This window comes from Ruegeria sp. BE10 (assembly GCF_056538905.1).
In genome coordinates this window covers 209,036-234,483 of sequence record NZ_JBQFTX010000007.1, presented here as the reverse complement: position 1 = coordinate 234,483, position 25,448 = coordinate 209,036, and the positions used below count along the sequence as shown (strand labels likewise).

Below are 25,448 nucleotides of genomic sequence, written 5' to 3'. Positions count from 1 at the left end.
GCGCCGGGTAAACAGGTCTGATGAAACGCGCGACCATGTAAGGAAACCCAATGACTGATGCCAAACTCAGAACCACATCGGGCAATGGCCGGATATTTGACAGTGTACTCGACACGATCGGAAACACCCCGACGATCCGCATCAACAATCTGGGACCCGAAGCCGTCAACCTGTTCGTTAAATTCGAGGCGTTCAACCCCGCCGGATCGGTCAAGGATCGTCTTGCCGTCAATATCATCGAAGCCGCAGAACGCAGCGGTGCCCTGAAACCTGGCCAGACGGTTGTCGAGGCCACCAGTGGTAATACAGGCATCGGCCTTGCGATGGTCTGCGCGCAAAAGGGTTATCCGCTGGTTGTGACCATGGCCGAAAGCTTCTCGACTGAACGTCGTCGCTTGATGCGTATGCTGGGTGCAAAGGTTGTTCTGACGCCAAAGGCGGAAAAAGGCTTTGGCATGTACCGCAAGGCAGTCGAACTGGCCGAGGAACACGGCTGGTTTCTGGCGCGTCAGTTCGAAACTCAGGCCAATGCTGAGATCCACGCCGCAACAACCGCGCGGGAAATACTGGGTGACTTCAATGGCGACAGGTTGGACTATTTCGTGACAGGCTATGGCACCGGCGGCACGGTCACCGGAGTGTCGCGGGTTTTGCGCGCTGAGAGTCCTGAGACCAAAATTATCCTGACCGAACCGGCCAACGCGCAGTTGGTGGGCAGCGGCGTCGCGACTGAGCGTGGTAAGGACAGCGATCCAGTTTCAAGCCACCCCGCGTTCGAGCCACATGTCATTCAGGGCTGGACGCCGGACTTTATTCCCGCAGTTTTGCAGGAATCCATCGACAACCGCTATTTTGATGAGCTGATCCCGGTGGCTGGTCCGACAGGGGTTGAATGGGCGCAGAAGTTGGCCAGCCAAGAGGGTATCCTAACCGGCATATCCGGCGGCGCGACCTTTGCCGTCGCAATGCAGATTGCTGAACAGGCCGAGCCCGGCGCGTCGGTCCTGTGCATGCTGCCTGACACGGGTGAGCGGTATCTGAGTACACCCCTGTTCGACGGGTTCCCGGTTGAGATGACAGAAGAAGAGACTGCGATCTCACGCTCGACACCCGGATATCACACCGGCTGACGATCAAGCGATTCTTGCCTAATACCCCCTGTAACTGCAATGATATCGGCAAGTTACGGGGGAGCGCAGATGCGAAAACGTCTATTGCTGCTGAAAATCGCAATCGCGATGACTGTGGTCAGCATTGGTCTTTTTACCCTGGATGCCCGGGCCCAGGGAACGACCAGCCCCGCTGCGCAGGATCAAAGCTTGGCTGATGTGAAATCGATCATGGACCGTCGCTGTGTCGTCTGCCACAGCTGCTATGACGCACCCTGTCAGTTGAAGCTCACCTCGCCCGCAGGCGTTCAGCGCGGGGCAAGCAAACAGGCCGTTTATCATACCGAGCGTTTAACCGATGCCCAGCCCACGCGGCTGGGGATTGATGCGCAAACGGTCCCCGAATGGCGGGCGCTGGGATTTCACACGGTAACCCGTGATCCAAATGATGCCGAAGCTCCGGGCCTGCTGGAACGGTATCTTGAACTGGGGCGACAGAATCCGATGCCGATTAACGCGCCACTTCCGAGCGAGCTTGGTCTGGCGCTGGATCGCCCTCTGGTCTGTCCGACATCCAGTGAATTTGATCAGTTCAGCCGCGATCATGCGCTTGCCGGCATGCCCTATGGCACTGCACCGTTGGCGGATGCCGAATTTCAGGCCCTCATGACCTGGGCGCGCAGTGGCGCGGCACTGCCGTCTGTTGCGTCCGACATTCCCGCAGTAATTCAGGACCAGATCACGCAGTGGGAGGCATTCCTGAACTCAAACGACATGCGCAGCCAGTTGATGAGCCGGTATCTGTACGAACACCTGTTTCTGGCCCGCCTCCATTTTCAGGGCGACGATGCGCGGCGGTTCTTCCAACTTGTCCGCTCGACCACAGCGCCGGGTGACGCCATAGACATTATTGCCACGCGGCGGCCATTCGATGATCCGGGGGCGGGTGCGTTCTACTATCGTTTGCAGCAGGTCACCGAAACGATCGTACACAAGGAACATCTGGTCTATTCGATGGGACCAGATCGCATGGCGCGTTATCAACAATTGTTTTTGGATCCCGATTGGACACTCACTGAGCTACCCCCCTATGGCGATGCCGAGGGCGGCAATCCATTCAGCACCTATATGCAGATGCCCGCCAAAAGCCGCTATCAGTTCCTGTTGGATGATGCGCTGTTTTTTGTCCGCAGCTTCATACGCGGCCCTGTCTGTCACGGAGCGACCGCAGTTGATGTGATCGAAGACCGGTTCTGGGTCAGCTTCCTTGACCCGGAAGCGGATTTGTCAGTTACCGACCCCAGCTTTCTGCAAGACGGGGCCATCTATCTGGAGTTGCCCGTGTCAGAGGCCGACGCCAGTGCATTGGGCGCGTTGCCGGGGTTTTCGCACAAGAACCAGGTTCGGTATCTCGAGTTTCGGGACGCACGGTACAAGAAGGCCCCGGTATACGAAACCGGGTTTGACTATGGCTCGATCTGGGACGGCGACGGCTCTAACCCCAACGCTCTGATCACCGTGTTCCGTCACTTCGACAACGCCTCGGCCATGACCGGATTTCACGGCGGCATTCCCGAAACCGCGTGGGTTCTGGATTTCCCGGTGTTCGAACGTATCTACTATGACCTTGTCGCGGGCTATGATGTTTTCGGCCGGGTCGAGCATCAGCTGACCACGCGGCTTTATATGAACGAGCTGCGGATGGAGAGTGAGGATACGTTCCTGTTTTTCATGCCACGGGATGTCAGGTCGCAGATGCATCAAGGCTGGTATCAGGGCGTGTTGGCCGAATGGCTTACCTATTGGCACCGTCGCCACGTTGATGTACATTTCCCCACCGGCATCACCTTTGCAACCACCACTCCTAAGCAAGAGTTCCTCTTGACCTTGCTGGAACGTGGCAACGGCCTGTGGCCCACCACCGACCCGATCAACCGATGTGTGGACGGTGATTGCCCCTCGGATCAGTCAGGCATTTTGCTGCGCGATCTGGCGGATCAGACCGGAGATTGGGTGAAATATCTGCCCGACCTGTCCGTTCTTGTGGTCGAGCAAGATGGCGGCGCGGCAGAGTTGTTCACCCTGGCCCATGACAAGGCGCATTCCAACGTCGCCTTTCTGTTTGAAGAAAAGGCGCGCCGACTCCCGGCCGAGGACAAGGTGACAATTCTTCCGGGTCTGATCGGCAGTTATCCGAACTTTTATTTCCATGTCCGGCAGAACCAGGTGGCCCCCTTCATAACCGCGTTGAAATCCGTCAGATCGCAAAGCGATTACATGGCCCTGGTGGCAGAATACGGCGTGCGCCGGACAAGCCCCGAATTCTGGGCGCTCAGCGATCGGATTTACGAGATGTTCCTGGATCAGAAGCCAATACAGGCAGGGGTGTTTGACCTGAACAGGTACAAAGACCCCAAGGCAGGGGATGATCCGACCTAAACTTGTCGGGTTGCGATCCGGCCCCTAGATTTGAGACATGTGGTCTTTTGCAGATATCCGGCCGGCCTATACCCGGGCCGAACGTATCAGCGATGGGGTTGTACACGTATTGGGCGTGGCCGCGGCCCTTGTTGCCGTGCCAGTTCTGATCACGATCACCGCCCAGCACCGCTCCGAGCCCGAGGCGGTACTGGGAGTTTCGATCTATGGCGTGACGCTGGTGTTGATGCTGACGTTTTCCGCCCTCTACAACATGGTCGACAATGACAGATGGTCCGATCTACTGCGCCGGCTGGATCATTCGGGTATCTACGTCAAGATCGCTGGCACCTACACGCCGTTCGTTTTGCTTTCGGGCGGGCAGGCATGGGGGCTTTTGATTGGCTTATGGTCGTCGGCGACGCTGGGATCAACATTGAAGCTGATCGATCCAAACCGGTTTCGGTGGTTTGGTCTGGGCCTGTATCTGATGATGGGATGGGCCATCATTTGGGCCGGACAATCCATGCTGACCGAGCTGTCGCCGACAATAGTGTGGCTGATGATGGCGGGCGGTGTCGTTTATACCGTCGGCGTTGCATTCTATCTTTCGGAACACCTGCCGTTTCACAACACCATCTGGCACGTGTTTGTCCTGACCGGCAGCGCGCTGTTTTTCATCGCGATTTCGGTTCGAATTCTGTTGGAACCACATCCGTTTTCCTGACGGTGGCGCCGGTTAACGGGGCTCAAACCTGATCGGTACAGAAAAGCGAAAGCTATCGCCCTGTAACCCCTTGGGTGCTTTCGGTACGCGCTTTGTACGGGCCACAGCGCTAAGCGCGGCCTGATCCAGTGCCGAATTGCCCGAGGATTTCAGCAGTTTATGCGACAATAGACGCCCATCGCGCGAAACGGTCAGGGTGATCGTGGCGCTGCCACCATCCGTGCGGCGCAACGATTGCTTGTTGCGCTCGATGCGGGCGCGAACTTTTGCACCCCAAAACACCTTGAGCTTTGCTTGCTTTCCAGAGGACCCAGCGTTCACTTCCGCCGATCCCGCCCCGGCCTGCGATCCGTCACCTGAACCTGCGGCAACCTGTTTGTTGACACCTGCGGCGGTTACCTTGGCTTTTCGACCGTCCTGCGCGGGTGTCTTGTCTGGCTGTTGAGATTCACTCTCGGCCCTTTCCGTCGGCGTGGCAACTGGTGGCGGCTGTGCCGTGTCCACCTGCGGCAGCTTCTCCGGTTCTGGCGGGGCAAGTGCGATTGTCATTTGAGCCCTTGGGGCCTGATCGATTTTCAAGGTTGGCCCGGCGGGGACGGCCGGGGTTTGCGGCACTTGCACGGTCGGCGTCTGCCGGGTGGGCGTGATGGACGCAGCCTCCCACGTTTTGACCATCTCGGCCACCGAGGGGGCGGCAGCTTTTATCGTTGCCAGATCTGCGCCACCAACACCGCCCGCAACAACACCAGACTTTGGCTGGCTGGCAAAGGCGGCGAGATGCAAGGCGGCGGCCAGAGCAACAAAAACAAAGGCTTCAACCCAGCGTTTCATTTTCGGGCCACCACAAGCTCGACCCGGTTCAGCCCCGCTTGTGCAAGACCACGCAGCAGCCCCGACATCACTTTGGCCTCAAGCTGCGCATCGGCGCGAACCTGGACGACGCTGTTGGTTTCGCTAATCGTTGCCAAGGCGACCAGCGCCGCGTTTCCTTCCTTCCCTTCGAAGGACATACGGCCAGTTTTGTCGACATAAAGCACCCGCTTAACCTTGGGGTCGGTGTCGGATGTCGATTTTGGCGGGGTAATTTCGAACGGCTCGGGTTTGATCAGGTTCGCCGTCATCAGGAAAAAGATCAGCAGTAGAAACACGACATTGATCATCGGTAGGATGGATGCAGGGCGCGGTTTGCCGGATGGGTCCGAGAAATTCATCGCGCTATTCCACCAAAACGACCGAAATAAACCCAGCGTCACGCAGGATCTCGGTGACGGTCACGATCCGTTGCAATGTCGCGCCATTCCTGCCGCGCAAGATCACCAAATCCGTGGGGGCCTGCATCAGTGGTGCAAGATCGCGGGCTATATCCGCGCTGGCGATGCCGTTCAGCAACTCTTGGTCGGGCAGGACGTCAATCAGGCGCGGCGGTCCGCTATATTCGTGGCCCGCAGAGGCCAGCGGCAGCGGCAAGATGGTCTCGGTCCCGAAGCGGGACGCCAACATGAAAAACACCAAAAGCAGGAACACCACGTCGATCATCGGCGTGAGGTTGGGCTTGCGTCTGGGTTTTGCAATTGGGGCGAATTGCATCAGATCACTCGGCAGCCAGTTTCAGATTGCCCGGCTTGCCTGATACGAAAATACGGGTTGCGCCGTCTTCCAAATCGCGGCGGATGCGGTCGATTACGGCCTCGAACCACGTCAGCGCGGCCGAGGCTGGGATGGCCACGGCCATACCTGCTGCGGTGGTCAGAAGTGCCTCCCAGATACCGCCAGCCAATAGGGAGGGATCGGCGCGGTTGCCTGACTGTTGCAGCGCCTGAAACGCTGCAATCATGCCCAGAACTGTGCCCAACAGACCCAACAGAGGTGCGATCGTTGCGATTAGCTCCAGCGCTCGAAGGCCGGTACCGGCATCGGCAATCTCGCGTTTGGCCACGCGCGAAACCTCTTCGCGGGCGCGGTCTTCGGGTAGGGTGCGAATGGACCGGATGGCATGGCTAATCACCTTGGATCGAATTCCCCGGCGGCCATAGAGCGTCGTAGCAGCGGCATCGGGCTCCCCAGTCTCGAACAAATCCACGGCCTGACCGGCCTTGCCTCTCGACCATGCCCCGATCAGGGCCAGCCGCCAAATCTTCCACAGGATCAGGGCAACGGTGACCACAGACAGTGCCGCGATGGCCCAGATCGATGGTCCGCCTTTGCGCAGAAACTCGGCCGCCTGGACCGAGGCATCCTGCGCGGTTTCCACACCTGTGCTGTGCCCAGGCACGGGCTCGTTGGGTTCAGCCGAAACTGGTTGCGCTGGTCCAATCTGGTCGCCTGACACCAGAACCTCTGGCGCTGAGGGTGTCAGGGTGTCTTGCGCGGCGAGGGCAACCGGTACCATCGCAAGGGCCATAAACAGGATCAATCGGGATATCATAAGGTTCTCCTGTGTGCAGGGCCAACCGGGTTACCCCGTGGCCCCGCTGTTCTCCGGGTCAGAAGGTTGCAGTGACGAATAGGTTGATATTGCGTCCTGCAGCCGGGATCTGGTCATTGGCCCGGTAGGACCTGTCGAGGATGTTGTTAAGCTCGAGCGTCAGCAATGCGTTCTCGGTCAAATCCACGCTGCCGCGGAAGTTCAGCGTGGTCCAGCCCGAGGTCGGGTTGGTGCCGGTGGCTGTCCCGCTGTCGACGATATTGCCGTTTTCGTCGCGCAACTTGGCCGCGCTTTCGCCCCGCAGGAACATATCCCAGGTGCCCGTCAAGCTGGCTGTCTGCCAGTCTGAGCGCACACCAAGCGTCCCCGTCCATTCCGGGGTGCCACTGTCTTTGGTGCTGAACCCGTTGGAATAGGTGAACTCTCGGGTCACATTCGACACGATGACATAGGGGCGTAAACCGCCCCAGCCGGGATCAACCTCGGCCGCGATTTCAATGCCCCAGCTGTCTGCGCTTTCGACATTGTCATAAATCAGCTCGGCCGGATTGACCGGATCGGCCACGGTGGTGATGTAGTCCTTGGCTTCGGTATAGAAAATGGCCGTATCCAGCACGAAGTTCCCCCGATCCACACGCGCACCGATTTCATAGTTGGTCGCGGTTTCGGGTTTCAGGTTCGGATTGCCATTGATGACCTGGCCGCCAGCCGACGTGGACAGGTACAGCTCGGACAGGGACGGGAATGTATAACCTTGCGAGATGTTGGCCCGCAGGATGGCGTCATCTGACAGATTGTAGACGGCACCAATCGAGCCCAGCCAGCGGTCATCGCTGTTGCTGGCATCAGGCAGCGGAAACCCGTTGACCTTGCGTTCGTTCAGATCGCTTTCGACGCTATAGTAGCGTGCGCCGACCGTGGCGACGAAATCGCCAAAGGTTGCTTCGTGCTGTCCAAAAATACTGGCCGTTCGGATTTCCGCATCCGTGAAAGAGGGCACGCTGATTTGGCTGGGCGGTCCAAAGGGCGGAATGATCGTGATATCAGAGGTCTTAGTGGTCTCTAACCGGTCATCGTCATATTCAAGCCCAATAACCGAGCGGTGTCCGGGTGCAAATTCAAAGTTTGCTGTCGCCACGAATCCGCTGGTTGTCTGTTCATCGTCCGATCCCGCGTTGACAATGGTGGTGACCGGCCCGCCGCTGCTGGTGAATTCGCTGTCGAACACGCGGTCGACCTTTTGCGTATAAGCGCTGAACTTCAGCGTCGACATCCAGGGCGTCAGGTCTTCGCCTTCGTAGAACGCGCTGTATTTGCGCAAGTCCCGTTTGGGCAGGTTAATCTGGGCATCTGGGCTGCCGGTGAACACCTCGGTAGAGGCGTCGAAATCCTGTGCGCGCAGGCCGACATAGCTGTTGCCAAAGCGGTATCCGACAAAGCCCAGCACGCCGTGTTCTTCACTGCTGGAGGGCACCAGATCACCGTCGGGTGTTTCGCGGTCGTTCAGATCCAGTTTCGAATACGACAGACGATAGTCAAAATCGTTGAACGTACCTGCGATGCTGGCAGCGGTGCGATAGCCGTCATTGGACCCGATGTAACCTGCGGTGCCGGAAACCTCGACCGGTTTGTCGGCGCCGCGTTTGGTGATGATGTTCACGACACCCCCGATGGCCCGATTGCCTGAGACAACCGATGAAGGGCCACGCACGATCTCGATCCGTTCGATATCGGTGGGTGACACCAGCAGAGGTGTGCCATAACGGTTGTGATCCGACAGGCGCTGACCGTCCAGCAGGATTGCGACGCGCTGCGAATCTTCGCCACGGATACGGATACGATCCAGATCATTCTCGGACACCTGAACGCCCGGCACATCCGACAACAGATTGGCGACTGAGGCCGGGGGGATTTCGCGGATTTCACCGGCATCCACAACGGTGACGGAGGACGGGCTGTCGAAAACCTCGGTTGGAAGCCCGGTGCCGGTGACGATGATGTCATCGAGTTGGATGATGTCGTCTTCTTGTTCTTGCGCCCATAGCGGCGTTGCCGCCAAAACGGCGGTGGTCAGGGCCACGCTTGCGGTAGGCCGCTTTAATGCTGATTTCATTGAAACCCCCAGTATGTGTATCGTGCAGTCAGAGATGCACCCGCCTGAAACAGGCGAAATTCAGATGCTACCTCGCGATGTGCTGGGTGTTTCTACGGGCCTGCGCGCTAGATGCAGCGCGCTGTGGTCCATGTGGGCGGCTCCTTAGCGGATTAGATTTTTTAATACCATACTATTTTTGTCAGAAAACTGCTGCGTGCCCTTGATGCCACAGGCCGGACCGCTTAGGACAAGGGCAAAGAAAGCTAAAAACAGCGCGCAGCCCGGTCGTCTCGGTCCCAGCCAAATGCGTTTCGATACCATTGTGGAGACGACCATGACCCATCCAAGTCCTTCTGAAATCCGTGCTGCGCGGTTGGAAAACCCCAAGCGGCGCGAGCGTGATCTGGCGGATCAACTCGGCATCACCGAGGCACAGCTGGTTGCCGCGCATGTCGGACACGGAGCCACCCGCATAAGCCCCGACATGGATCGGCTGATGCCCTTGGTTAACCGATTGGGCGAGGTCATGGCACTGACTCGCAACGAAAGCTGCGTGATCGAGAAGGTGGGGATTTACGCTGATTACCGTGGCGGCCCCCACGCGGCGCTGATCGCCAATCACGAGATTGATCTGCGCATGTTCCCGCGTCACTGGGTTTACGGCTTTGCCGTGGCCAAAACGCTTGAGGATGGCTCGGAACGCCTGTCCCTTCAGATTTTCGACGCCGCAGGTGATGCGGTTCACAAGGTCTTTTTGCGCGATACCTCTGTGATCGAGGAATGGGATGCCGTGATCGAGGCCCTGAAACTGCCGGACCAGTTAGACACTCTGACAGTTGAACCGCGCGCAGCGGTCGAACCTGCCAAGGTCGACCCCGAGAAAACCGACCGTCTGCGTGCTGGATGGGATGAAATCACAGATACCCATCAGTTTCTCCAGATGGTTCGCAAGCTCAAGCTGAACAGGTTGGGGGCCTATCGCATGGCCGGGGCGCCATATGTGCGGCCTCTGGCGATATCGGATGTCGACACAATTCTGCACAGCGCCGCAAAAACAGGCCTGTCGATCATGGTTTTTGTTGGCAATCAGGGGTGCATCGAAATTCACACCGGACCCATCAAGGAGGTCAAGCAGATGGGCCCATGGCTGAATGTGCTGGATCCTGGCTTTAACCTGCACCTACGCACCGATCACATCGCCGAGGTCTGGCAGGCCAGGAAATCCACCAAACGAGGCGATGCGATCTCGGTCGAGGCGTTTGACGCGCAGGGCGCACTGATATTGCAAATCTTTGGCGTGCTGGCCGAGCCTGCCTCAGCTGCAATCTGGAACGACCTTGTTGCGTCGCTTGAGGGCCGCCCAGAGGAGGTTCCGGCATGACTCGGGTGCGCGCAAAACTGAAACTTGCCGGATTGGTGCTGTTGGTATCTGCATTTGGTCTGCATGCCGACCCGGCGCAACGCATTGTCTCGGCCGGGGGATCGATCACCGAGATCATTTATGCGCTGGGACAAGAACACCGGTTGGTGGCACGCGACAGCACGTCGAACCATCCGCCGCAGGTCGCCGCATTGCCAAACATAGGCTACGTGCGCCGCTTGTCCGCCGAAGGGTTGCTGTCGGTCAGCCCCGATCTGATCTTGGCAGAAGAGGGCGCAGGCCCGCCGGAAACGCTGGAGGTTCTGGCCGAAACTCATATCCCTTTTGTCAGTATACCGATGGGCCATGATCGCGCGGCGGTTGTCGCCAAGATCAAGGCCGTTGCCAAGGCGCTGGATGTTCCTGACGAGGGCGAAGCACTGGCGCAACGCGTTGGCGGCGCAATCGATGCCGCCACTGCGCAAAGTGAATTGGCCGATCAGCGTGTTCTGTTTGTACTGGCAATGCAGAGTGGGCGCGTGCTGGCCGCTGGGCAGGATACGGCAGCGCAGGGTATTATCGAACTGGCCGGGGCCACAAATGCTGTTGAGGGGTTTCAGGGCTATAAACCGTTGGGGGATGAGGCGATCATTACAGCAGCCCCCGATGTCATCTTGCTGATGGAGAGCGGCCGACAGATTTCCCTGACAGATGAAGAGGTTCTCAAACACCCTGCGATTGCGGCCACACCGGCAGGTCAGAACGCTAAATTGTTGCGGATGGATGGCATGTTGTTGTTGGGTTTCTCGGTGCGCACCGGGCAGGCCATCTCTGATCTTGCAGCTGGATTGCGCGGCGCCAATGGCTGACCAAACCGCTGACGGGATGGCAATCGACGGCGACCGGAGCGTAACCGCGCGTCGGCTCAGCTGGGTTTTGATCGTTGTATTGAGTGTGGTGGTGCTGACCGGGCTTGCAACGGGATCAGCGGGCACGTCGTTGTGGCAGGCATTGATTGATATGGCACAGGGCCAAGACCTGTCCTTGCGGGACCGGGTGGTTTTGCTGGATATCCGCGCGCCCCGTGTGATCATGGGTTGTTTTGTTGGGGCGGCGCTGGCTGTGTCTGGGGCGGTGCTGCAGGGCTTATTCCGCAACCCGCTGGCCGATCCGGGCATAGTTGGCGTCAGCGCCGGGGCCAGCTTGGGGGCGGTCGGTGCGATTGTTCTGGGCGGGACTTTGACCGTTGCCGCCGGGCTGGCAACATGGCTTGTCCCGATTGCTGCGTTCCTTGGCGCCTGGATCACCACAATGCTGCTCTATCGGGTTGCAACGCGGCGTGGCCGAACCTCTGTTGCAACGATGCTGCTGGCCGGGATTGCGCTGACCGCACTGGCGATGGCATTGACAGGCATCCTTGTCTATGTGGCGGATGACGCGCAGTTGAGGGATTTCACCTTTTGGTCCATGGGCTCTCTGGCGGGCAGCAGTTGGGGCAAGATAATGGTTGCGGCCCCGTTGATCCTGATCCCCCTAATGCTGTCGCCATTTCTGGCGCTGGGTCTGAACGGTCTGGCCCTGGGCGAAGCCGCAGCCGGGCATATCGGCATCCGCGTGCAACATCTGAAAACCTGCGCCATTCTGGTCGTCGCCGCATCGACCGGGGCAGCTGTGGCCGTCAGTGGTGGGATCGGGTTTGTGGGTATCGTGGTGCCGCATCTGCTGCGACTGGCCTCGGGGCCCGATCACAAATACCTGCTGGTCAATTCGGCCCTTCTGGGTGCGGCGCTTCTGGTGCTGGCCGATCTGATCAGCCGAATGATCATCGCGCCGTCTGAGTTGCCCATTGGGATTGTCACCGCAGTCATCGGCGCGCCGTTCTTTCTGTGGATTTTGTTGAGGCAACGCGGAATTGTGGACCTTTAGACCATGTTGATTGTCACAGACCTGAGCGTTCAGCTGGGACGCCGCACGATCCTAAGCAATCTATTTTTCTCAGCCCAGCCCGGACAGGTGACTGCTGTTGTCGGTCCGTCGGGGGCGGGTAAATCTACCTTGTTGGCCGCGCTGACCGGCGATCTGGACCATGACGGGGCCGTTACGTTGAACGGTCGGGATATCGCGCGAACCAGCGCTGCTGAGCTATCCGACATTCGTGCCGTCTTGCCACAAGCGACTCCGATGAGCTTTCCTTTCACCGTGTTAGAGGTGCTCCGCATGGGGCGTATGCGCAGGGCTATGGACGACCGGATTGCCTTGCATGCGCTGACTCGTGTCGGTTTGGGTGGATTTGAAGGGCGGTTCTATCAGGAACTGTCAGGGGGTGAACAGCAGCGTGTTCAACTGGCCCGCGTTCTGGTGCAGGTGTGGCAACCGACCGGGCCGACAGGGTCGCGCTGGTTGTTTCTGGACGAACCCGTTTCCAGCCTGGATATCGGCCACCAATTGCAGGTGATGCAAATTGTTCGGGATTTCGCGGCCAGCGGCGGCGGGGTGGTCATGGTGATGCATGATCTGAACCTGACGGCCATGTGTGCCGACAATGTGATTCTACTGTCGGATGGGCAAATTCTCAGCCAGGGCATGCCGGTGGATACATTGTGCGACGATTTGCTCAGTCAGGCGTATGGCTGCCGTATTGCGGTCAATTGTGCCCCTGAAACAGGAGTCTACCTTTTACCGCAGGTGGCTGGGCTTTGATCACGCTTCGCGGTTCGGCGCTGTTGAATTAGATTTAAGTTGTAGTTTGCATGATTATCGATATTAGAAAAGCTAGGCATGGAGTTTTGGATAGATTATCGATAAAATGGAAAACACCTCCCCCACTTGGACCCGCGAGACGGCGCAGGCCGTATATGATCTTCCCCTGATGGATTTGCTGTTCCGCGCGCAGACCGTGCATCGCGAGAATTTCGATCCCAACAAGATTCAGACCTCCAAGCTGTTGTCGATCAAGACAGGTGGTTGTGCCGAAGATTGTGCCTATTGCTCGCAATCGGCGCGTAACGGCTCGAAGCTGTCGGCCTCGAAACTGATCGAGGTTCAGCGCGTGCTGGCCGAGGCCCGCAAGGCCAAGGATGGTGGTGCTACCCGGTTCTGCATGGGCGCGGCCTGGCGTGAACCGAAAGATCGCGACATGGATGCGCTGGTGGCCATGGTCGAAGGCGTTCGCGAGATGGGCATGGAGACTTGCATGACACTGGGCATGCTAGACGACAACCAGGTGTTTCGCCTGCGTGACGCGGGCCTGGACTATTACAACCACAACATCGACACGTCCGAGCGCTATTACCCCGAAGTAATCACCACCCGCACCTTCGCCGACCGGATCGATACAATGACCCGCGTGCAAGAAGCCGGGATCAAAGTGTGTTCCGGCGGTATCCTGGGGATGGGTGAAGAGGTCGGTGACCGTGTCGATATGTTGGTCACACTGGCCAATATGGGACCCGCACCTGAATCGGTGCCGATCAACATGCTGATGCCGCAGGAAGACACACCGCTGGCGGACGCCAAGCCGATCGATCCGATCGAGTTCGTGCGTGTGATCGCCACCGCCCGTATCATGATGCCGAAATCCTATGTTCGCTTGTCTGCCGGACGCAGCGACATGACCGATGAGCATCAGGCGATGTGTTTCCTGGCCGGGGCGAACTCGATCTTTGTGGGGGAAACGCTGCTGACAGCAGAGAACCCGGAAGAAGACACCGATGCGATCCTGTTTGCCAAGCTTGGGCTGCAAGCCGAAACCGTGGCCGGGCAAAGCTGTGCGGAAGCTGCTGAATGAAAGCATTGGGTCGCCTGAACTCGATGCTTGAAACATTAGGCGCCCGGCATCGTCGCCGGGTGCTGACCCCGAGGCGTGGGCTGGACTTTGCCTCGAATGATTATCTGGGTCTGTCAGAATCTGCATGGCTGCAAGGTGCCGCGCAAAAGGCGCTGGATCGCGGTGTACCGCTGGGATCGGGTGGGTCGCGGTTGCTGCGCGGCAATCACCCGGAACATGAGGCGTTGGAGGCTGAGGCCGCCGCGTTTTTCGACGCCGAGGCCGCCTTGTTCATGGGCGGCGGGTTTCAGGCCAATCAGGCGATTTTTTCGACCCTTCCCGCCGGTGGTGATCTGATCCTGTATGACGATCTGGTTCATGCCAGCGCTCATGAAGGCATGCGTATGGGCCGGGCCGACACGCGGGCCTTTGCCCATAACGATGTGGCCGACGCGCGCCGTGTTATTGCCGACTGGCTTTCCGCAGGAGGGTCCGGTCAAATCTGGATTGCCGTGGAAAGCGTTTATTCGATGGAGGGTGATCTCGCGCCCCTGAACGCGCTGTCCGATCTGGCTGTGGAGCAGGAAGCGGTGTTGGTCGTGGACGAAGCCCATGCGACCGGTGTTTTCGGCCCACACGGCAAAGGACTGGCGCATGGGTTGAAGGCCGAAGTGCTGACATTGCATACCTGCGGTAAGGGTCTGGGCGTTTCGGGCGGACTGATCTGTGGCCCACGGCAGATGATCGACGCGCTGATCAACAGGGCACGGCCGTTCATTTTTGCGACCGCGCCATCTCCGTTTAACGCGGCCCTGGTGCGGGCTGTACTGGCGCATTTGCAATCAGACACCGGACTGGCCGAGGCGGCGAACGCTCGAATACATCATGCCCATGCCGAAGCGCGCCGGAACGGCGTGTCGCCGGGTGCGCTGAACAGTCAGATCATCCCCGTCATTCTTGGGAACGAAGCGCACACGATGCAGACGGCCGCAGCCCTGCAGTCGCAAGGCTTTGACGTGCGCGGCATTCGCCCTCCTACGGTTCCGCGCGGCACATCGCGGCTACGGGTTTCGATTACGGGCAATGTTTCACAGGCCAATATTACCGCCTTGTTCGAAACCCTAGCGCAGCAACAAAGCGAGGCCGCATGAGCCCTGTCATCGTAGTCGGAACGGATACGGGCATCGGGAAAACTGTCTTTGCAGCGGGCCTGACAGCAGTCCTTGGCGCGCGGTATTGGAAACCTGTGCAGTCGGGGCTGGAAGAGGCCACCGACTCGGAAACCGTCAAGGCCCTGACCGGGGCCGAGGTGCTGCCCGAGGCGTATCGGCTGAACATGCCCGCCTCGCCACATCTCTCGGCCGAGGATATGGGGATTGAAATCGACCCGGCCCGCCTGACCTTGCCGCCGGTGCCCGGCCCACTTGTGGTTGAAGGCGCGGGCGGGTTGATGGTGCCGCTGAACCGTCAGGTCTTTTTCCTGGATGTGATTGCGCAGTGGCAGGCCCCGATTGTGCTGGTGGCGCGTACCGCACTGGGTACGATCAATCACACGACCCTATCCCTGATGGCATTGCGCAATGCAGGGTGCAAAGTGATTGGTGTGGCCTTTGTTGGCGACCCAGAGCCGGACGTGGAACAGACCATCGCCGAAATGACCAATTTCCGCCATTTGGGCAGGCTACCCTTCGTCGAAAACCTTTCACGCGAAACTCTGTCTAACGCATTTTCTGCCATCGACATTGACGCGATCCGAGGTGCCTTATGACACCGCTGGAGTTTGATGCCCGCCATCTGTGGCACCCTTACACAAACGTGCTGGAACCCGGCCCGATGCACCTGATCACGGGGGCAGATGGGGTTTGGCTGACGGCTGAGGATGGCACACAGATGATCGACGCCATGTCGTCCTGGTGGTGCGCGGTGCACGGGCATCGTCACCCGGCCATCATCGCAGCCATGCAGTCGCAGTTGGATCGGATGCCGCATGTGATGTTTGGTGGGCTGACACATGAACCCGCGATTGAACTGGGCCGGAAAATGATCGGGCTTTTACCCGACGGGCTGGATCGCATTTTCTACAGCGACAGTGGGTCGGTCGCCATCGAAGTAGCCCTGAAAATGGCGGTGCAGTACCAAATGGCGCAGGGTCGCAAGGGGCGAACGCAGTTTGCCACCATCCGCGGCGGCTATCACGGCGACACCTGGAAAGCGATGAGCGTGTGCGACCCGGTCAACGGAATGCACGGGTTGTTTGCGGGCGCCCTGTCCGTTCAGCATTTCCTGCCGCGCCCTCAGATCGCCTTTGGTCAGGACTGGTCCGAGGACGGTGACCTGAACGGGCTGAATGCACTGGAACAGTTGCTGGAGGCGAAAGCTGACCAGATCGCGGGGCTGATCCTTGAACCTGTGGTTCAGGGGGCAGGGGGGATGTATTTCTACCACCCGACCTGGCTGCAGCGCGCCCATGAGATGTGCAAGGCACATGACGTGCTAGTCATCTTCGATGAGATCGCCACTGGCTTTGGCCGCACCGGTGAGCTGTTTGCCCTGCACCATGCCGACATTGTGCCAGATATCCTGTGCGTGGGTAAGGCGCTGACAGGTGGGCATATCACGTTGGCGGCCACGGTCACCACCGAAACCGTCGCACGACGGATTGGGGAAAGCGAGGCCGGCGTCATGATGCACGGGCCTACCTATATGGCTAACCCGCTGGCTTGCGCGGCGGCGGTGGCCAGTCTGGAACAACTCTCGGCCCGCGATTGGCGGTCGGAAGTGGCGGGTATCGCTGTGCAGATGACGCAGGAGCTGGCTCTGGCGCGCAACTTGCCCGGCGTGGCGGATGTGCGCGTCTTGGGTGCCATCGGTGTTATCGAGATGGAAGGCCGGGTCGACCCGTCGGTGGCGCATGGGTTGGCATTGGAAACCGGCGTCTGGCTGCGACCGTTCGCGCGCAACATCTATTGCATGCCGCCCTATATCATCTCATCAGATGAGCTAAGCCGCGTAACCTCGGCCATGGTATCGCTGGTTCGAGGGATGTCATGAAACAGCGCTGGTTGTCCCGGTCAGGCACGGCCGAGGTGCTTTTGGTCTTCGGGGGCTGGGCCCTTGGCCCGGGTCCTTTCGAAAGCCTTGAAGGCAATACGGATGTCTTGTTCGTCGACGACTATATCCGTCTAGATAACCCGCTGAGCGAGCTGTCAAACTATGACAGGGTCACCCTGATCGCGTTCTCGTTTGGCGTGGCCTCGGCCGCGCATTGGTTGGCACAAACGGGGGTGCGGCCAGATCGGCTGATCGCGGTCAGCGGCACTTTGCATCCCGCCGATGTCGAACGCGGCATCGCGCCGGACATGATCCGGGCCACGGCCGATCAACTTAGCACCGCCAGCTTTGCCAAGTTCTGCCGCCGAGCTGGGCTGGAAGGTCCGGCGCCCGAAATAGATATCGACACGGCAAAAGCAGAGTTGCACGCGGTGATCGAACGTGGCCCGGCACCCGATCCCAGCTTCGACCGGATTTGGATGCCGCTGAGGGACCGGATCATTTCCACATCCGCGCAAAAGGCAGCGTGGGCTGATCAACAAGAAGTAGTCCGAACTGTTCCAACCGCGCATATACCCTTTGCCAGCGGTCAGAACTGGCAGGAGTGGATCGCATGAATGCCCAGATGACCAGCCGCGTCCAGCGTAGTTTTAGCCGCAGTTTCCGCTCGTACCACGAGGCTGCCAACCAACAGGCGCGGATAGCTGAGGGATTGGCGCAGGATTTGCAACGTGACGGTGCTCCGACGCATTTTGCGTCCGGATTGGAGTTTGGCTGTGGCACCGGTCATTTGACCCAAAGGCTTTGCGCGCAGTTCGCGTTTGATGGTTTGACCGTCAACGATCTGTCACCCGAGGCATATGAGACCGCCGCGTCCTTTGGTGCAGGATTTCTGTGTGGTGATGCGGAAACGGTCGCATGGCCTGCGAAACCGGATCTGATTGCCTCGGCGTCAATGATCCAGTGGTTGCCAGATCCCGCCGCGTTCCTGCACCGGGCCGCGCGGGCGCTGGCCCCCGGAGGCTGGCTGGCGGTTTCCGGTTTTGGCCCGCTGCAATATCAGGAACTGGTGCAGATTGGATCGGCGGCGAAGGCGCCCGGTCTTTGTGGACCGGAGGTTTTGACCGCAGCTGTCGAAGGTATTCTGAACGTCGTCAGTGCCGGAGAATCCAAACAGCAGATGCAGTTTTCCTCTCCTCGCGACGTGCTGGACCATCTGCGCAGAACCGGAGTGAACGGGCGCGCGCAGAAGCCGTGGACAAAGTCGAGCCTGCTTTCCTTCAATAATGACTATGTTCGGCAGTTTGGCGGCAAGGACGGGGTTCCGTTGACCTATCACCCGACCTGGATCATCGCCCGGAAACCCGATTGATCCCGCCTAGGGCAGGCGGGTCAGGTGGCGCTGCATAACTGAATGCGCCTTGGCCGCGTCGCGATCCTTGATGGCAGCCAGAATTGCAGCGTGATCCGGATCGGCGCGCGGTCGCCATTTGGCGGTGTACAGGTTGTTGAAATGCCACGTGTACAGCACTTGCAGGTTCCTGATCTCGTCAATCATGCGCGGCATGTTGCAGGCCGCGATGACGGCCATATGGAAACGCTGATTGGCGTCTTCCCAATCTTCAGCAGTTTGGGCGCTGTCGCAGTCTTCGTGTACTTGTTCGATCTGGGCAATCTGCTGGGCCGTCAGGTTTGGAACGGAATGTAGCAAGGCCACCGGTTCAAGCGCGCGTCGCATCACGCGCAGCTCTTGAATGGCGTTCTGGTCCATTGGCGCCACGCACATACCTCGGCGTGGTACAGCGACGGCCAGTCCTTTTGATGCCAGATTCAGCAGCGCCTCGCGTACAGTGACCTGGCTGACTCCGAACTCACGCGCGATCAGGTCCTGCCGCAGCTTTTCGCCGGGTTTCAATGCGCCACGGACAATCCTGGTCAACAGTTTCTGCGCAATGTCATCCGATTTTTTGATCTGCTGCTCAGACACCTGAACTCCGTCGCTTTGGTGCTTTGGTCATATGATCAGACGATTATCGCTCTGCAAGGTGATGGGCAACAGGTGATGGTTGTCGTCGCAACAGCTTGGTCGTTAACTCGGCCATGCTTGACGATACAAAACCCGGCAAGTCCTGTCGCAACTCAAATGACCTTGCGGCAAAAACCGTTGGAAACCAACTGGCAGCTTTCACAAATGCGGTGGGTGCGGATAGGGTACCCGCAGAGGCAACGTAGTGTTGCAACGTTCTGAAAAGGGACCGTCATGGACTTTGCCCCATCGCCACGCGCTGCGGAAATCCGCGAGCAGCTGAAACGCTTTATGCAGGCGCATATCTACCCTCGCATCCGTGCTCATAAGGAAGAGATTGAAGCAGGCAAATTCCCGGTCTCATTCATGGAAGACCTCAAGGCGCTGGCCCGGGCCGAAGGGCTGTGGAACCTGTTCCTGCCTTCCTTGCGCGACGATGAACCCGGCACCCGGCTGAGCAATCTGGAATACGCCCCGCTGGCCGAGTTGATGGGGCAGGTCAGCTGGTCCTCTGAGGTGTTCAACTGCAATGCGCCGGACACCGGCAATATGGAGCTGTTGCACATGTTCGCCACGCCCGAGCAGCGCCAAGAATGGCTGGTGCCATTGCTGAACGGCGAAATCCGTTCGGCCTTTGCGATGACGGAACCGGATGTGGCCAGTTCGGACGCGACAAACATCACCACCTCGATCCGGCGCGAGGGGGATGAATATGTCATCAACGGGCGCAAGTGGTTCATCACCAATGCCTGCCATCCGAACACCAGAATGTTCATTGTCATGGGCAAGACCGATCCCAATGCCGACAGGCATAAACAACAAAGCATGGTGATCGTGCCCAAAAACACATCCGGCCTGGAGATTGTCCGCAACCCCACGATCCTGAACATGCATGACCCAGAAGGCCATGCCGAGCTGCTGTTCAAGGATGTACGCGTGCCGGTCGGCAATCTTCTGGGCGAAGAAGGCAGCGGGTTTGCTCTGGCGCAGGCGCGGCTGGGGCCGGGACGTATCCATCACTGTATGCGCTCAATCGGGGCCGCAGAGATGGCGTTGTCGCTGATGGTTGAACGCGCGCAAGAACGGAAAACCTTTGGCAAGCAACTATCAGACCAAGGCGTAATCCGGGAATGGATCGCGAAATCGCGGCTTGAGATCGAACAGGCACGTTTGCTGACCCTGCAGGCTGCGTGGAAGATTGACCAAGTGGGCGCCAAGGCGGCGCGGCGTGAGATTTCCCTAATCAAGGTGGTGGCACCCAACGTGCATGCCGCCGTGACCGACCGCGCAATGCAGGTCTTTGGTGCCATGGGGATGACGCCGGATACGCCGCTGGCCGACAGCTATACATGGGCGCGGGCATTGCGATATGCGGACGGCCCGGACGAGGTGCATCTGCAAGCCATCGCGAAGCAGGAGATCAAAGAGTCAAACTTCGGGATGTCAGCGCAATGGCTGACTCCGCCGCCGCGCTGAACGCTTACTTTCCTTTCCAAACCGGGTCGCGTTTTTCCGCAAAGGCGCGCGCGCCTTCCAACTGATCTTCGCTGGCATACAGCACATCTACCGTGCGCAACTGGCGCTTGGTGATGCGGTTCATGGCATCCTGGAACTTGCTGTCCTCGGCGTCGCGCACGACCTCTTTGATCGCGGCGTAAACCAGAGGAGGGCCCGAGGCCAGCAGCCGGGCCAGCTCCCACGCGCGATCCATCAACTGATTGGCGGGGATGATTTCGTTCACCAGCCCCCAGCGGTTGGCTTCTTCGGCGTCGAACCAGCGCCCGGTCAGCAGCAGCTCCATCGCGATATGATAGGGTATACGCTTGGGCAGTTTGACGCTGGCCGCATCCGCAACAGTGCCCGAGCGGATTTCGGGCAGGGCGAATGTGGCATGCTCGGCCGCCAGGATCATGTCGGCTGACAGAGCCAGTTCCAAACCGCCGCCACAGGCGATCCCGTTTACCGCTGCGATCACCGGCTTGTTCAGATCGCGCAGTTCCTGAAGGCCGCCGAACCCGCCAACGCCGTAATCGCCGTCAACTGCATCGCCATCGGCAGCGGCTTTCAGATCCCAGCCGGGGCAGAAGAACTTTTCGCCCGCGCCTGTCAGAATGGCGACGCGCAATTCGGGGTCATCGCGAAATTCGGCAAAGACCTCACCCATTCTGCGGCTGGTGATCAGGTCGATAGCATTGGCCTTGGGCCGGTCCAGCGTCACCTCAAGGATCGCTCCGTCGCGTCGGGTTTTGATCGGGTCCATGTCTCAGGCCTTTCTAATCAGGGCATCCACTGCAACCGCCGTGTCGGGCGTGCAGAGAAGCGGGTTAATTTCGACCTCGCCAAGCGTGTCGGCATTTTGCATGACATAGGCCTGAACGGCCTGAATTGCGGTGATGATCGCATCCATATCAGCGGCAGGTTGGCCGCGATAGCCCGCAAGTAACGGGGCTATTTTCAACTTGGCCAGTGCGGCGCGGATATCGTCGGATGTGCTGGGTACCAACAGCGACGCGGTATCGCGTAGCACTTCGGTCAGCACACCGCCTGCGCCCAGCGTCAGGACGAACCCATGCGCCGGATCGCGGACGACGCCGATTAAAAGCTCGACTACGGTCCCGGTGATCATCTCTTCGATCAGCACCTCATCCGTCCCGATATCGGCGGCCACATCGGCCACGTCGTCAACCTGGACGCCAAGGTATACTGCGCCGTGTTCGGATTTATGGGCCAACCCGATGCCTTTGATGGCAAAGGGCGCGGTCATATCCGACGCCGCAGCGCGTGCTTCGTCAGCGCCCCGAACTGTGCGGTTCTGAGGGACGCGCAAGCCACACACTTCCAACGCTGATTTCGCCTCGGCCTCGGTCAATGTACGCGTTGCCTCGATCGTGCCGGGCAGGCAAACTACGGCCTCGGCGGGTGCTTTGACCTGAACCGCTGCACGGGTGGCGCTAAGCGCTTCTTGCAGACCCATAAGAGGGGCGACGCCACCGGCCATAAGGTCTTGCGCGATGTCCTGGGGCAGAAGTTCAGGCAGAGTCGCCGCGATAGCGAAACGAGCTCCGGTCTCGGCCCGCACTTTCAGCGCCGCTCGCGATGCGCAGGCCCAATCTGTCGGATCAGTGGTCGGGTAATCGACGATCGAGAAGGTCAGGTCGATATCGTCGCCTGTCATTCCCGACCACGCCCGCGTCATCGCACCCTCATCGCGCCAGATATAAGTGTGGTAGTCCAGCGGGTTATTCAAAGCGACCATCGGACCAAGCGCATCACGCAGTTGGGTTTTCTTGTCGTCAGTCAACTGAGGGAAACTCAGACCAGTGCCAATGGCCATATCGGCGATCAAGCTGGCCTCGCCCCCCGAGCAGCTGATCGAGGCGATGTTGCCACCCGGCAATGGCCCGTAGCAGTGCAACAGTTTCAGCGTTTCCAGGAAATCAGGCAAGGCAGACAGGCGCGGTATGCCCAACCGCTCCAGCAGCGCCTGCGCCCCGGCGTCGCTGCCTGCCAGAGACGCGGTGTGTGACACGGTTGCCGCCTGCGCTTGTTCCGACGCGCCGACCTTGAGCGCTATCAGGGGGATGTCCTTTGCATGCGCCTTAGCGGCCAGCGCCTCCCACTGTCGGATATCCTTGAACCCTTCGATATGTAGGCCAACGGCGGTCACGCGCGGGTCGTCGATCAGGGCCGAGGCGATCTCGGCCTGACTGGTTTGCGCCATGTTTCCGCAAGTCACCATATAGGCAATCGGCAGCGCGCGTTTCTGCATCGTCAAGTTGATCGAGATGTTCGAGCTTTGCGTCAAGATCGCAACGCCCTTGTCCACCGGCGTTGCACCATGCTGATCCGGCCATAGCAGCGCCCCGTCCAGCGCGTTGATGAAGCCGTAACAATTCGGTCCCAGAATGGGCATGTCTCCTGCGGCGGTTAGCAACTGCGCCTGCAGGTCCGCGCCGGTGTCATCTTCGGCCACTGCTTCGGAAAAGCCCGAGGCGAAGCATACCGCCCCACCGGCACCCATGGCGGACAGGGTCTGTACCGCCTCAATCGTGGCGTGTCGGTTGATGCCGATGAAAACGGCGTCCGGGGCCTGTGGCAGGTCTTCCAGACGGGCGAAAACCGTGTGCCCAGCGATATCACTTGCCTTGGGATGGACCGGCCAGACCTGGCCGGCATAGCCCATGCGTTCCGATTGCAGGATGACCTGCTGACACCACGCCCCACCGCCGATAACGGCAATGGATTTCGGGCGTAGCAGCCGGTTCAGATCTTTGCTCATCTTCAGGCGCCCAAGGGACGCAGCAGATCGCGGCTGATGATGTGGCGCTGAATCTCGCTGGTGCCGTCCCAGATACGTTCAACTCTTGCATCGCGCCAGAACCGTTCGATCGGGAAGTCATCCATCAGACCCATGCCGCCGAAGATTTGCAGTGTGGTATCGGTCACCCGCGCCAGCGTCTCGGAGGCATAGAGCTTGGCCGAGGCGATCTCACGGTTCGATGGCAAGTTCTGGTCCAGTCGCCACGCGGCGGCGAGGGTCAGCCAGTCGGCAGCGTCGATCTCGGTGATCATGTCGGCGATTTGGAAACCGACGCCCTGAAACTTGCCGATGGGTTGGCCGAACTGCTTGCGTTCGGCCGCATAGTTCAGCGCATAATCAAAGCACCGCCGCGCGCGTCCGACTGAAAAGGCCGCAACCGTCAGCCGGGTAGCATATAGCCATTCGTTCATCACCGCAAAGCCGCCGTCGACCTCGCCCAGAACCTGCGCATCGGGCAGGCGGCAATTGTCGAAATAAAGGATGTAGTTCTTGTAACCTTTATGGCTGACCGAGTTGTAGCCCTCGCGAACCTCGAACCCCGGCGTGCCGCGATCCACGAGAAAGGTGGTGATCCGCTTCTTTGGACCTTTCGGGGTCTCATCGACCCCGGTTGCGATGAAGACAATGAAGAAATCCGCGTGTTCCGCGCCCGAGATGAAGTGTTTCGAACCTTTGACGACCCAGTCCCCGCCATCGCGCACGGCCTGGCATTTCATGCCCCGCACGTCCGACCCGGCATCCGGTTCGGTCATCGCCAGCGCGTCCATTCTTTCACCACGCACGGCGGGCAGAAGATAGCGCTCGCGCTGATCATCGTTGCAGGCCATCAGGATGTTTTGCGGACGGCCAAAGAAGTGGGTCAGCGCCATGGAACCGCGGCCCAATTCACGTTCGACCAATGTGAAATCCAGATGCGACAGACCAGCGCCGCCGACTTCTTCGGGGAAGTTGCAGGCGTAAAAGCCAAGGTCGATACACTTCTGTTTGATCTCTTCGCCCAACTCTGACGGCACGGTTCCGCTGCGCTCGACCGCGTCTTCGTGGGGGTAGATCTCGTTCTCGACAAAGCTGCGGACCGTTGAAACGATCATTTCCTGTTCTTCTGACAGACCGAATTGCATGGCGCGTGTTCCCTGGCTGGTGGTTGACGAATGAAACGCCACAGGTCACGGTCACGACATGCAAAGTTAGCCGCTTAGTATGCAGAGTTAGAAAAAATTGTCCCAACGCTATAACATTCTGTTGTTTGATGGGTTTTCGAACCACTGCCTCGCCAACATGGTCGAACCGCTACGGGCGGCCAACTCGTTGTCGCGGCAGACGCTGTATCTCTGGCGATTCTGTTCGTTGGATGGCAAGCACGTGCAAAGTTCCAGCGGGCTGGTCGTCACGCCGCATGGGGCCTTGCACGATCACAGCGGCGATGTATTGGTCGTGATGCCATCTTACGGCTATTTGTCGCTGGATACCCGTGCCACCACGCGCGCCCTGCTGGCGGCGGCGCGGACCCATCCGCAAGTGGCCGGGCTGGATACCGGCAGTTGGCTACTGGCGCGCGCTGGCTTGCTGGACGATCACCGCGCGACGATTCACTGGGATGAGCTATCGCGGTTCGAAGAAGCCTTTCCAGCAGTTGACGTTGTGCAGGAACGCTATGTCATAGACGGCAATCGGTTGACTTGTTCGGGGGCGATGGCGGCCTTTGATCTGGCCTCGGCCCTCATTCGTCGGGATCATGGCCCGCTACTGTCGATGGAGGTAGCCCACCTGCTGATGAGCCGCAGCGCGACCGATCCCTATGCCTTGCCTTTAAAATCCGAGGATACGCTCGTCAATCGCACGTTGACGGTGATGCAGGGGAACATAGAAACGCCGCTGACGATCCGGGACGTTGCCCGCAAACTTGGCTGTTCGCAAAAGAAGATCGAGATGCGGGTTCAGGCCGAATTACGCACCACGCCGCAGGCGCTGTATCGGCGCCTGCGGCTGACTATGGCCCGGAAACTGGTCGAGGAGACCGAACAAACCATCGCGGAAATTGCCGGTCGCTGCGGGTATGAAAACGCCAGCGCCATGACCCGTGCGTTCAAGGCCGAATTCGGGCGAACCCCGACTGCATTCCGCAGCGGGGCGCCGAATTGATGCAAAGT

At 59.3% G+C, this 25,448-nt stretch carries 24 protein-coding genes; 15 read left to right on the top strand and 9 right to left on the bottom strand.

Annotated elements, in window-relative coordinates; all coding sequences use genetic code 11:
- Window positions 1–50: 50 nt before the first annotated feature.
- From ACR0M2_RS16275 to trhA, 3 genes are all read left to right on the top strand, one after another.
- A complete protein-coding gene (locus ACR0M2_RS16275) occupies window positions 51–1,130 on the top strand; it encodes a PLP-dependent cysteine synthase family protein (RefSeq protein WP_170376994.1) in 1,080 nt (359 codons plus the stop codon).
- Window positions 1,131–1,199: 69 nt separating this feature from the next.
- Window positions 1,200–3,548 (top strand): fatty acid cis/trans isomerase, encoded by a 2,349-nt coding sequence (locus tag ACR0M2_RS16270; protein WP_480706050.1) that lies wholly within the window; start codon window positions 1,200–1,202, stop codon window positions 3,546–3,548.
- Window positions 3,549–3,585: 37 nt separating this feature from the next.
- Complete coding sequence (gene trhA / locus ACR0M2_RS16265) at window positions 3,586–4,254, top strand: PAQR family membrane homeostasis protein TrhA (RefSeq protein ID WP_170349956.1); 669 nt, start codon at window positions 3,586–3,588, stop codon at window positions 4,252–4,254.
- Between the two features lie 12 nt (window positions 4,255–4,266).
- On the opposite strand, the gene tolA is transcribed toward trhA, so the two are convergent.
- Genes tolA through ACR0M2_RS16240 form a run of 5 tightly spaced genes read right to left on the bottom strand, consistent with a single transcriptional unit; the run spans window position 4,267 to window position 8,792 of the window.
- Window positions 4,267–5,085 carry a cell envelope integrity protein TolA gene (gene tolA, locus ACR0M2_RS16260; protein WP_480706048.1) on the bottom strand — a complete coding sequence of 273 codons (819 nt, stop codon included), beginning with the start codon at window positions 5,083–5,085 and terminating at the stop codon, window positions 4,267–4,269.
- Window positions 5,082–5,465, bottom strand: a complete 384-nt coding sequence (locus tag ACR0M2_RS16255) for an ExbD/TolR family protein (protein ID WP_480706046.1) — start codon at window positions 5,463–5,465, stop codon at window positions 5,082–5,084. The genes tolA and ACR0M2_RS16255 overlap by 4 nt, the downstream gene beginning before the upstream one ends.
- Window positions 5,466–5,469: 4 nt before the next feature.
- On the bottom strand, window positions 5,470–5,841 hold the full coding sequence (locus tag ACR0M2_RS16250) for an ExbD/TolR family protein (protein WP_480706044.1): 372 nt from the start codon (window positions 5,839–5,841) through the stop codon (window positions 5,470–5,472).
- Window positions 5,842–5,845: 4 nt separating this feature from the next.
- Window positions 5,846–6,679, bottom strand: a complete 834-nt coding sequence (locus tag ACR0M2_RS16245; RefSeq protein ID WP_480706042.1) for a MotA/TolQ/ExbB proton channel family protein — start codon at window positions 6,677–6,679, stop codon at window positions 5,846–5,848.
- Window positions 6,680–6,737: 58 nt separating this feature from the next.
- Entirely contained in the window at window positions 6,738–8,792 is a 2,055-nt protein-coding gene (locus ACR0M2_RS16240; RefSeq protein WP_480706040.1) for a TonB-dependent receptor, read from the bottom strand.
- 316 nt (window positions 8,793–9,108) lie between these two features.
- Between ACR0M2_RS16240 and ACR0M2_RS16235 the strand changes: the two genes are divergently transcribed.
- From ACR0M2_RS16235 to ACR0M2_RS16190, 10 genes are all read left to right on the top strand, one after another.
- Window positions 9,109–10,155 (top strand): hemin-degrading factor, encoded by a 1,047-nt coding sequence (locus ACR0M2_RS16235; protein WP_480706038.1) that lies wholly within the window; start codon window positions 9,109–9,111, stop codon window positions 10,153–10,155.
- Window positions 10,152–11,003: a heme/hemin ABC transporter substrate-binding protein gene (locus ACR0M2_RS16230; RefSeq protein WP_480706036.1), complete on the top strand. Its 852-nt coding sequence runs from the start codon at window positions 10,152–10,154 to the stop codon at window positions 11,001–11,003. The genes ACR0M2_RS16235 and ACR0M2_RS16230 overlap by 4 nt, the downstream gene beginning before the upstream one ends.
- Complete coding sequence (locus ACR0M2_RS16225) at window positions 10,996–12,060, top strand: FecCD family ABC transporter permease (protein ID WP_480647316.1); 1,065 nt, start codon at window positions 10,996–10,998, stop codon at window positions 12,058–12,060. Before ACR0M2_RS16230 ends, ACR0M2_RS16225 begins: the two co-directional genes overlap by 8 nt.
- A 3-nt stretch (window positions 12,061–12,063) precedes the next feature.
- A complete protein-coding gene (locus ACR0M2_RS16220) occupies window positions 12,064–12,834 on the top strand; it encodes a heme ABC transporter ATP-binding protein (protein ID WP_170361770.1) in 771 nt (256 codons plus the stop codon).
- A gap of 106 nt (window positions 12,835–12,940) precedes the next feature.
- Window positions 12,941–13,921 carry a biotin synthase BioB gene (gene bioB, locus ACR0M2_RS16215; RefSeq protein WP_480706034.1) on the top strand — a complete coding sequence of 327 codons (981 nt, stop codon included), beginning with the start codon at window positions 12,941–12,943 and terminating at the stop codon, window positions 13,919–13,921.
- The gene (locus tag ACR0M2_RS16210; protein ID WP_480706032.1) at window positions 13,918–15,051 is read left to right on the top strand and encodes an 8-amino-7-oxononanoate synthase; all 1,134 of its coding nucleotides are present in this window, start codon (window positions 13,918–13,920) and stop codon (window positions 15,049–15,051) included. Before bioB ends, ACR0M2_RS16210 begins: the two co-directional genes overlap by 4 nt.
- A complete protein-coding gene (gene bioD, locus ACR0M2_RS16205) occupies window positions 15,048–15,668 on the top strand; it encodes a dethiobiotin synthase (RefSeq protein WP_480706030.1) in 621 nt (206 codons plus the stop codon). The genes ACR0M2_RS16210 and bioD overlap by 4 nt, the downstream gene beginning before the upstream one ends.
- On the top strand, window positions 15,665–16,951 hold the full coding sequence (gene bioA / locus ACR0M2_RS16200; protein ID WP_480706028.1) for an adenosylmethionine--8-amino-7-oxononanoate transaminase: 1,287 nt from the start codon (window positions 15,665–15,667) through the stop codon (window positions 16,949–16,951). Before bioD ends, bioA begins: the two co-directional genes overlap by 4 nt.
- Window positions 16,948–17,568: a pimeloyl-ACP methyl esterase BioG family protein gene (locus tag ACR0M2_RS16195; protein ID WP_480706026.1), complete on the top strand. Its 621-nt coding sequence runs from the start codon at window positions 16,948–16,950 to the stop codon at window positions 17,566–17,568. Before bioA ends, ACR0M2_RS16195 begins: the two co-directional genes overlap by 4 nt.
- Window positions 17,565–18,323, top strand: coding sequence for a methyltransferase domain-containing protein (locus tag ACR0M2_RS16190; RefSeq protein ID WP_480706024.1), 759 nt, complete (start codon window positions 17,565–17,567; stop codon window positions 18,321–18,323). Before ACR0M2_RS16195 ends, ACR0M2_RS16190 begins: the two co-directional genes overlap by 4 nt.
- Window positions 18,324–18,329: 6 nt before the next feature.
- Here the strand turns inward: ACR0M2_RS16190 and ACR0M2_RS16185 are convergent, their stop codons facing one another.
- Window positions 18,330–18,938, bottom strand: a complete 609-nt coding sequence (locus ACR0M2_RS16185) for a GntR family transcriptional regulator (RefSeq protein WP_170349940.1) — start codon at window positions 18,936–18,938, stop codon at window positions 18,330–18,332.
- Between the two features lie 273 nt (window positions 18,939–19,211).
- On the opposite strand from ACR0M2_RS16185, the gene ACR0M2_RS16180 reads away from it, so the two are divergent.
- Window positions 19,212–20,453: an acyl-CoA dehydrogenase family protein gene (locus tag ACR0M2_RS16180; RefSeq protein WP_170349939.1), complete on the top strand. Its 1,242-nt coding sequence runs from the start codon at window positions 19,212–19,214 to the stop codon at window positions 20,451–20,453.
- Between the two features lie 4 nt (window positions 20,454–20,457).
- On the opposite strand, the gene ACR0M2_RS16175 is transcribed toward ACR0M2_RS16180, so the two are convergent.
- From ACR0M2_RS16175 to ACR0M2_RS16165, 3 genes are read right to left on the bottom strand one after another with little or no spacing between them, the layout of a single operon-like run.
- Complete coding sequence (locus ACR0M2_RS16175) at window positions 20,458–21,237, bottom strand: carnitinyl-CoA dehydratase (RefSeq protein ID WP_170394910.1); 780 nt, start codon at window positions 21,235–21,237, stop codon at window positions 20,458–20,460.
- Window positions 21,238–21,240: 3 nt separating this feature from the next.
- On the bottom strand, window positions 21,241–23,256 hold the full coding sequence (locus ACR0M2_RS16170) for an acetate--CoA ligase family protein (RefSeq protein WP_480706022.1): 2,016 nt from the start codon (window positions 23,254–23,256) through the stop codon (window positions 21,241–21,243).
- 2 nt (window positions 23,257–23,258) lie between these two features.
- Entirely contained in the window at window positions 23,259–24,419 is a 1,161-nt protein-coding gene (locus ACR0M2_RS16165) for an acyl-CoA dehydrogenase family protein (protein WP_480706020.1), read from the bottom strand.
- Window positions 24,420–24,516: 97 nt separating this feature from the next.
- Between ACR0M2_RS16165 and ACR0M2_RS16160 the strand changes: the two genes are divergently transcribed.
- On the top strand, window positions 24,517–25,440 hold the full coding sequence (locus ACR0M2_RS16160; RefSeq protein WP_480706018.1) for a GlxA family transcriptional regulator: 924 nt from the start codon (window positions 24,517–24,519) through the stop codon (window positions 25,438–25,440).
- Window positions 25,441–25,448: the final 8 nt, after the last annotated feature.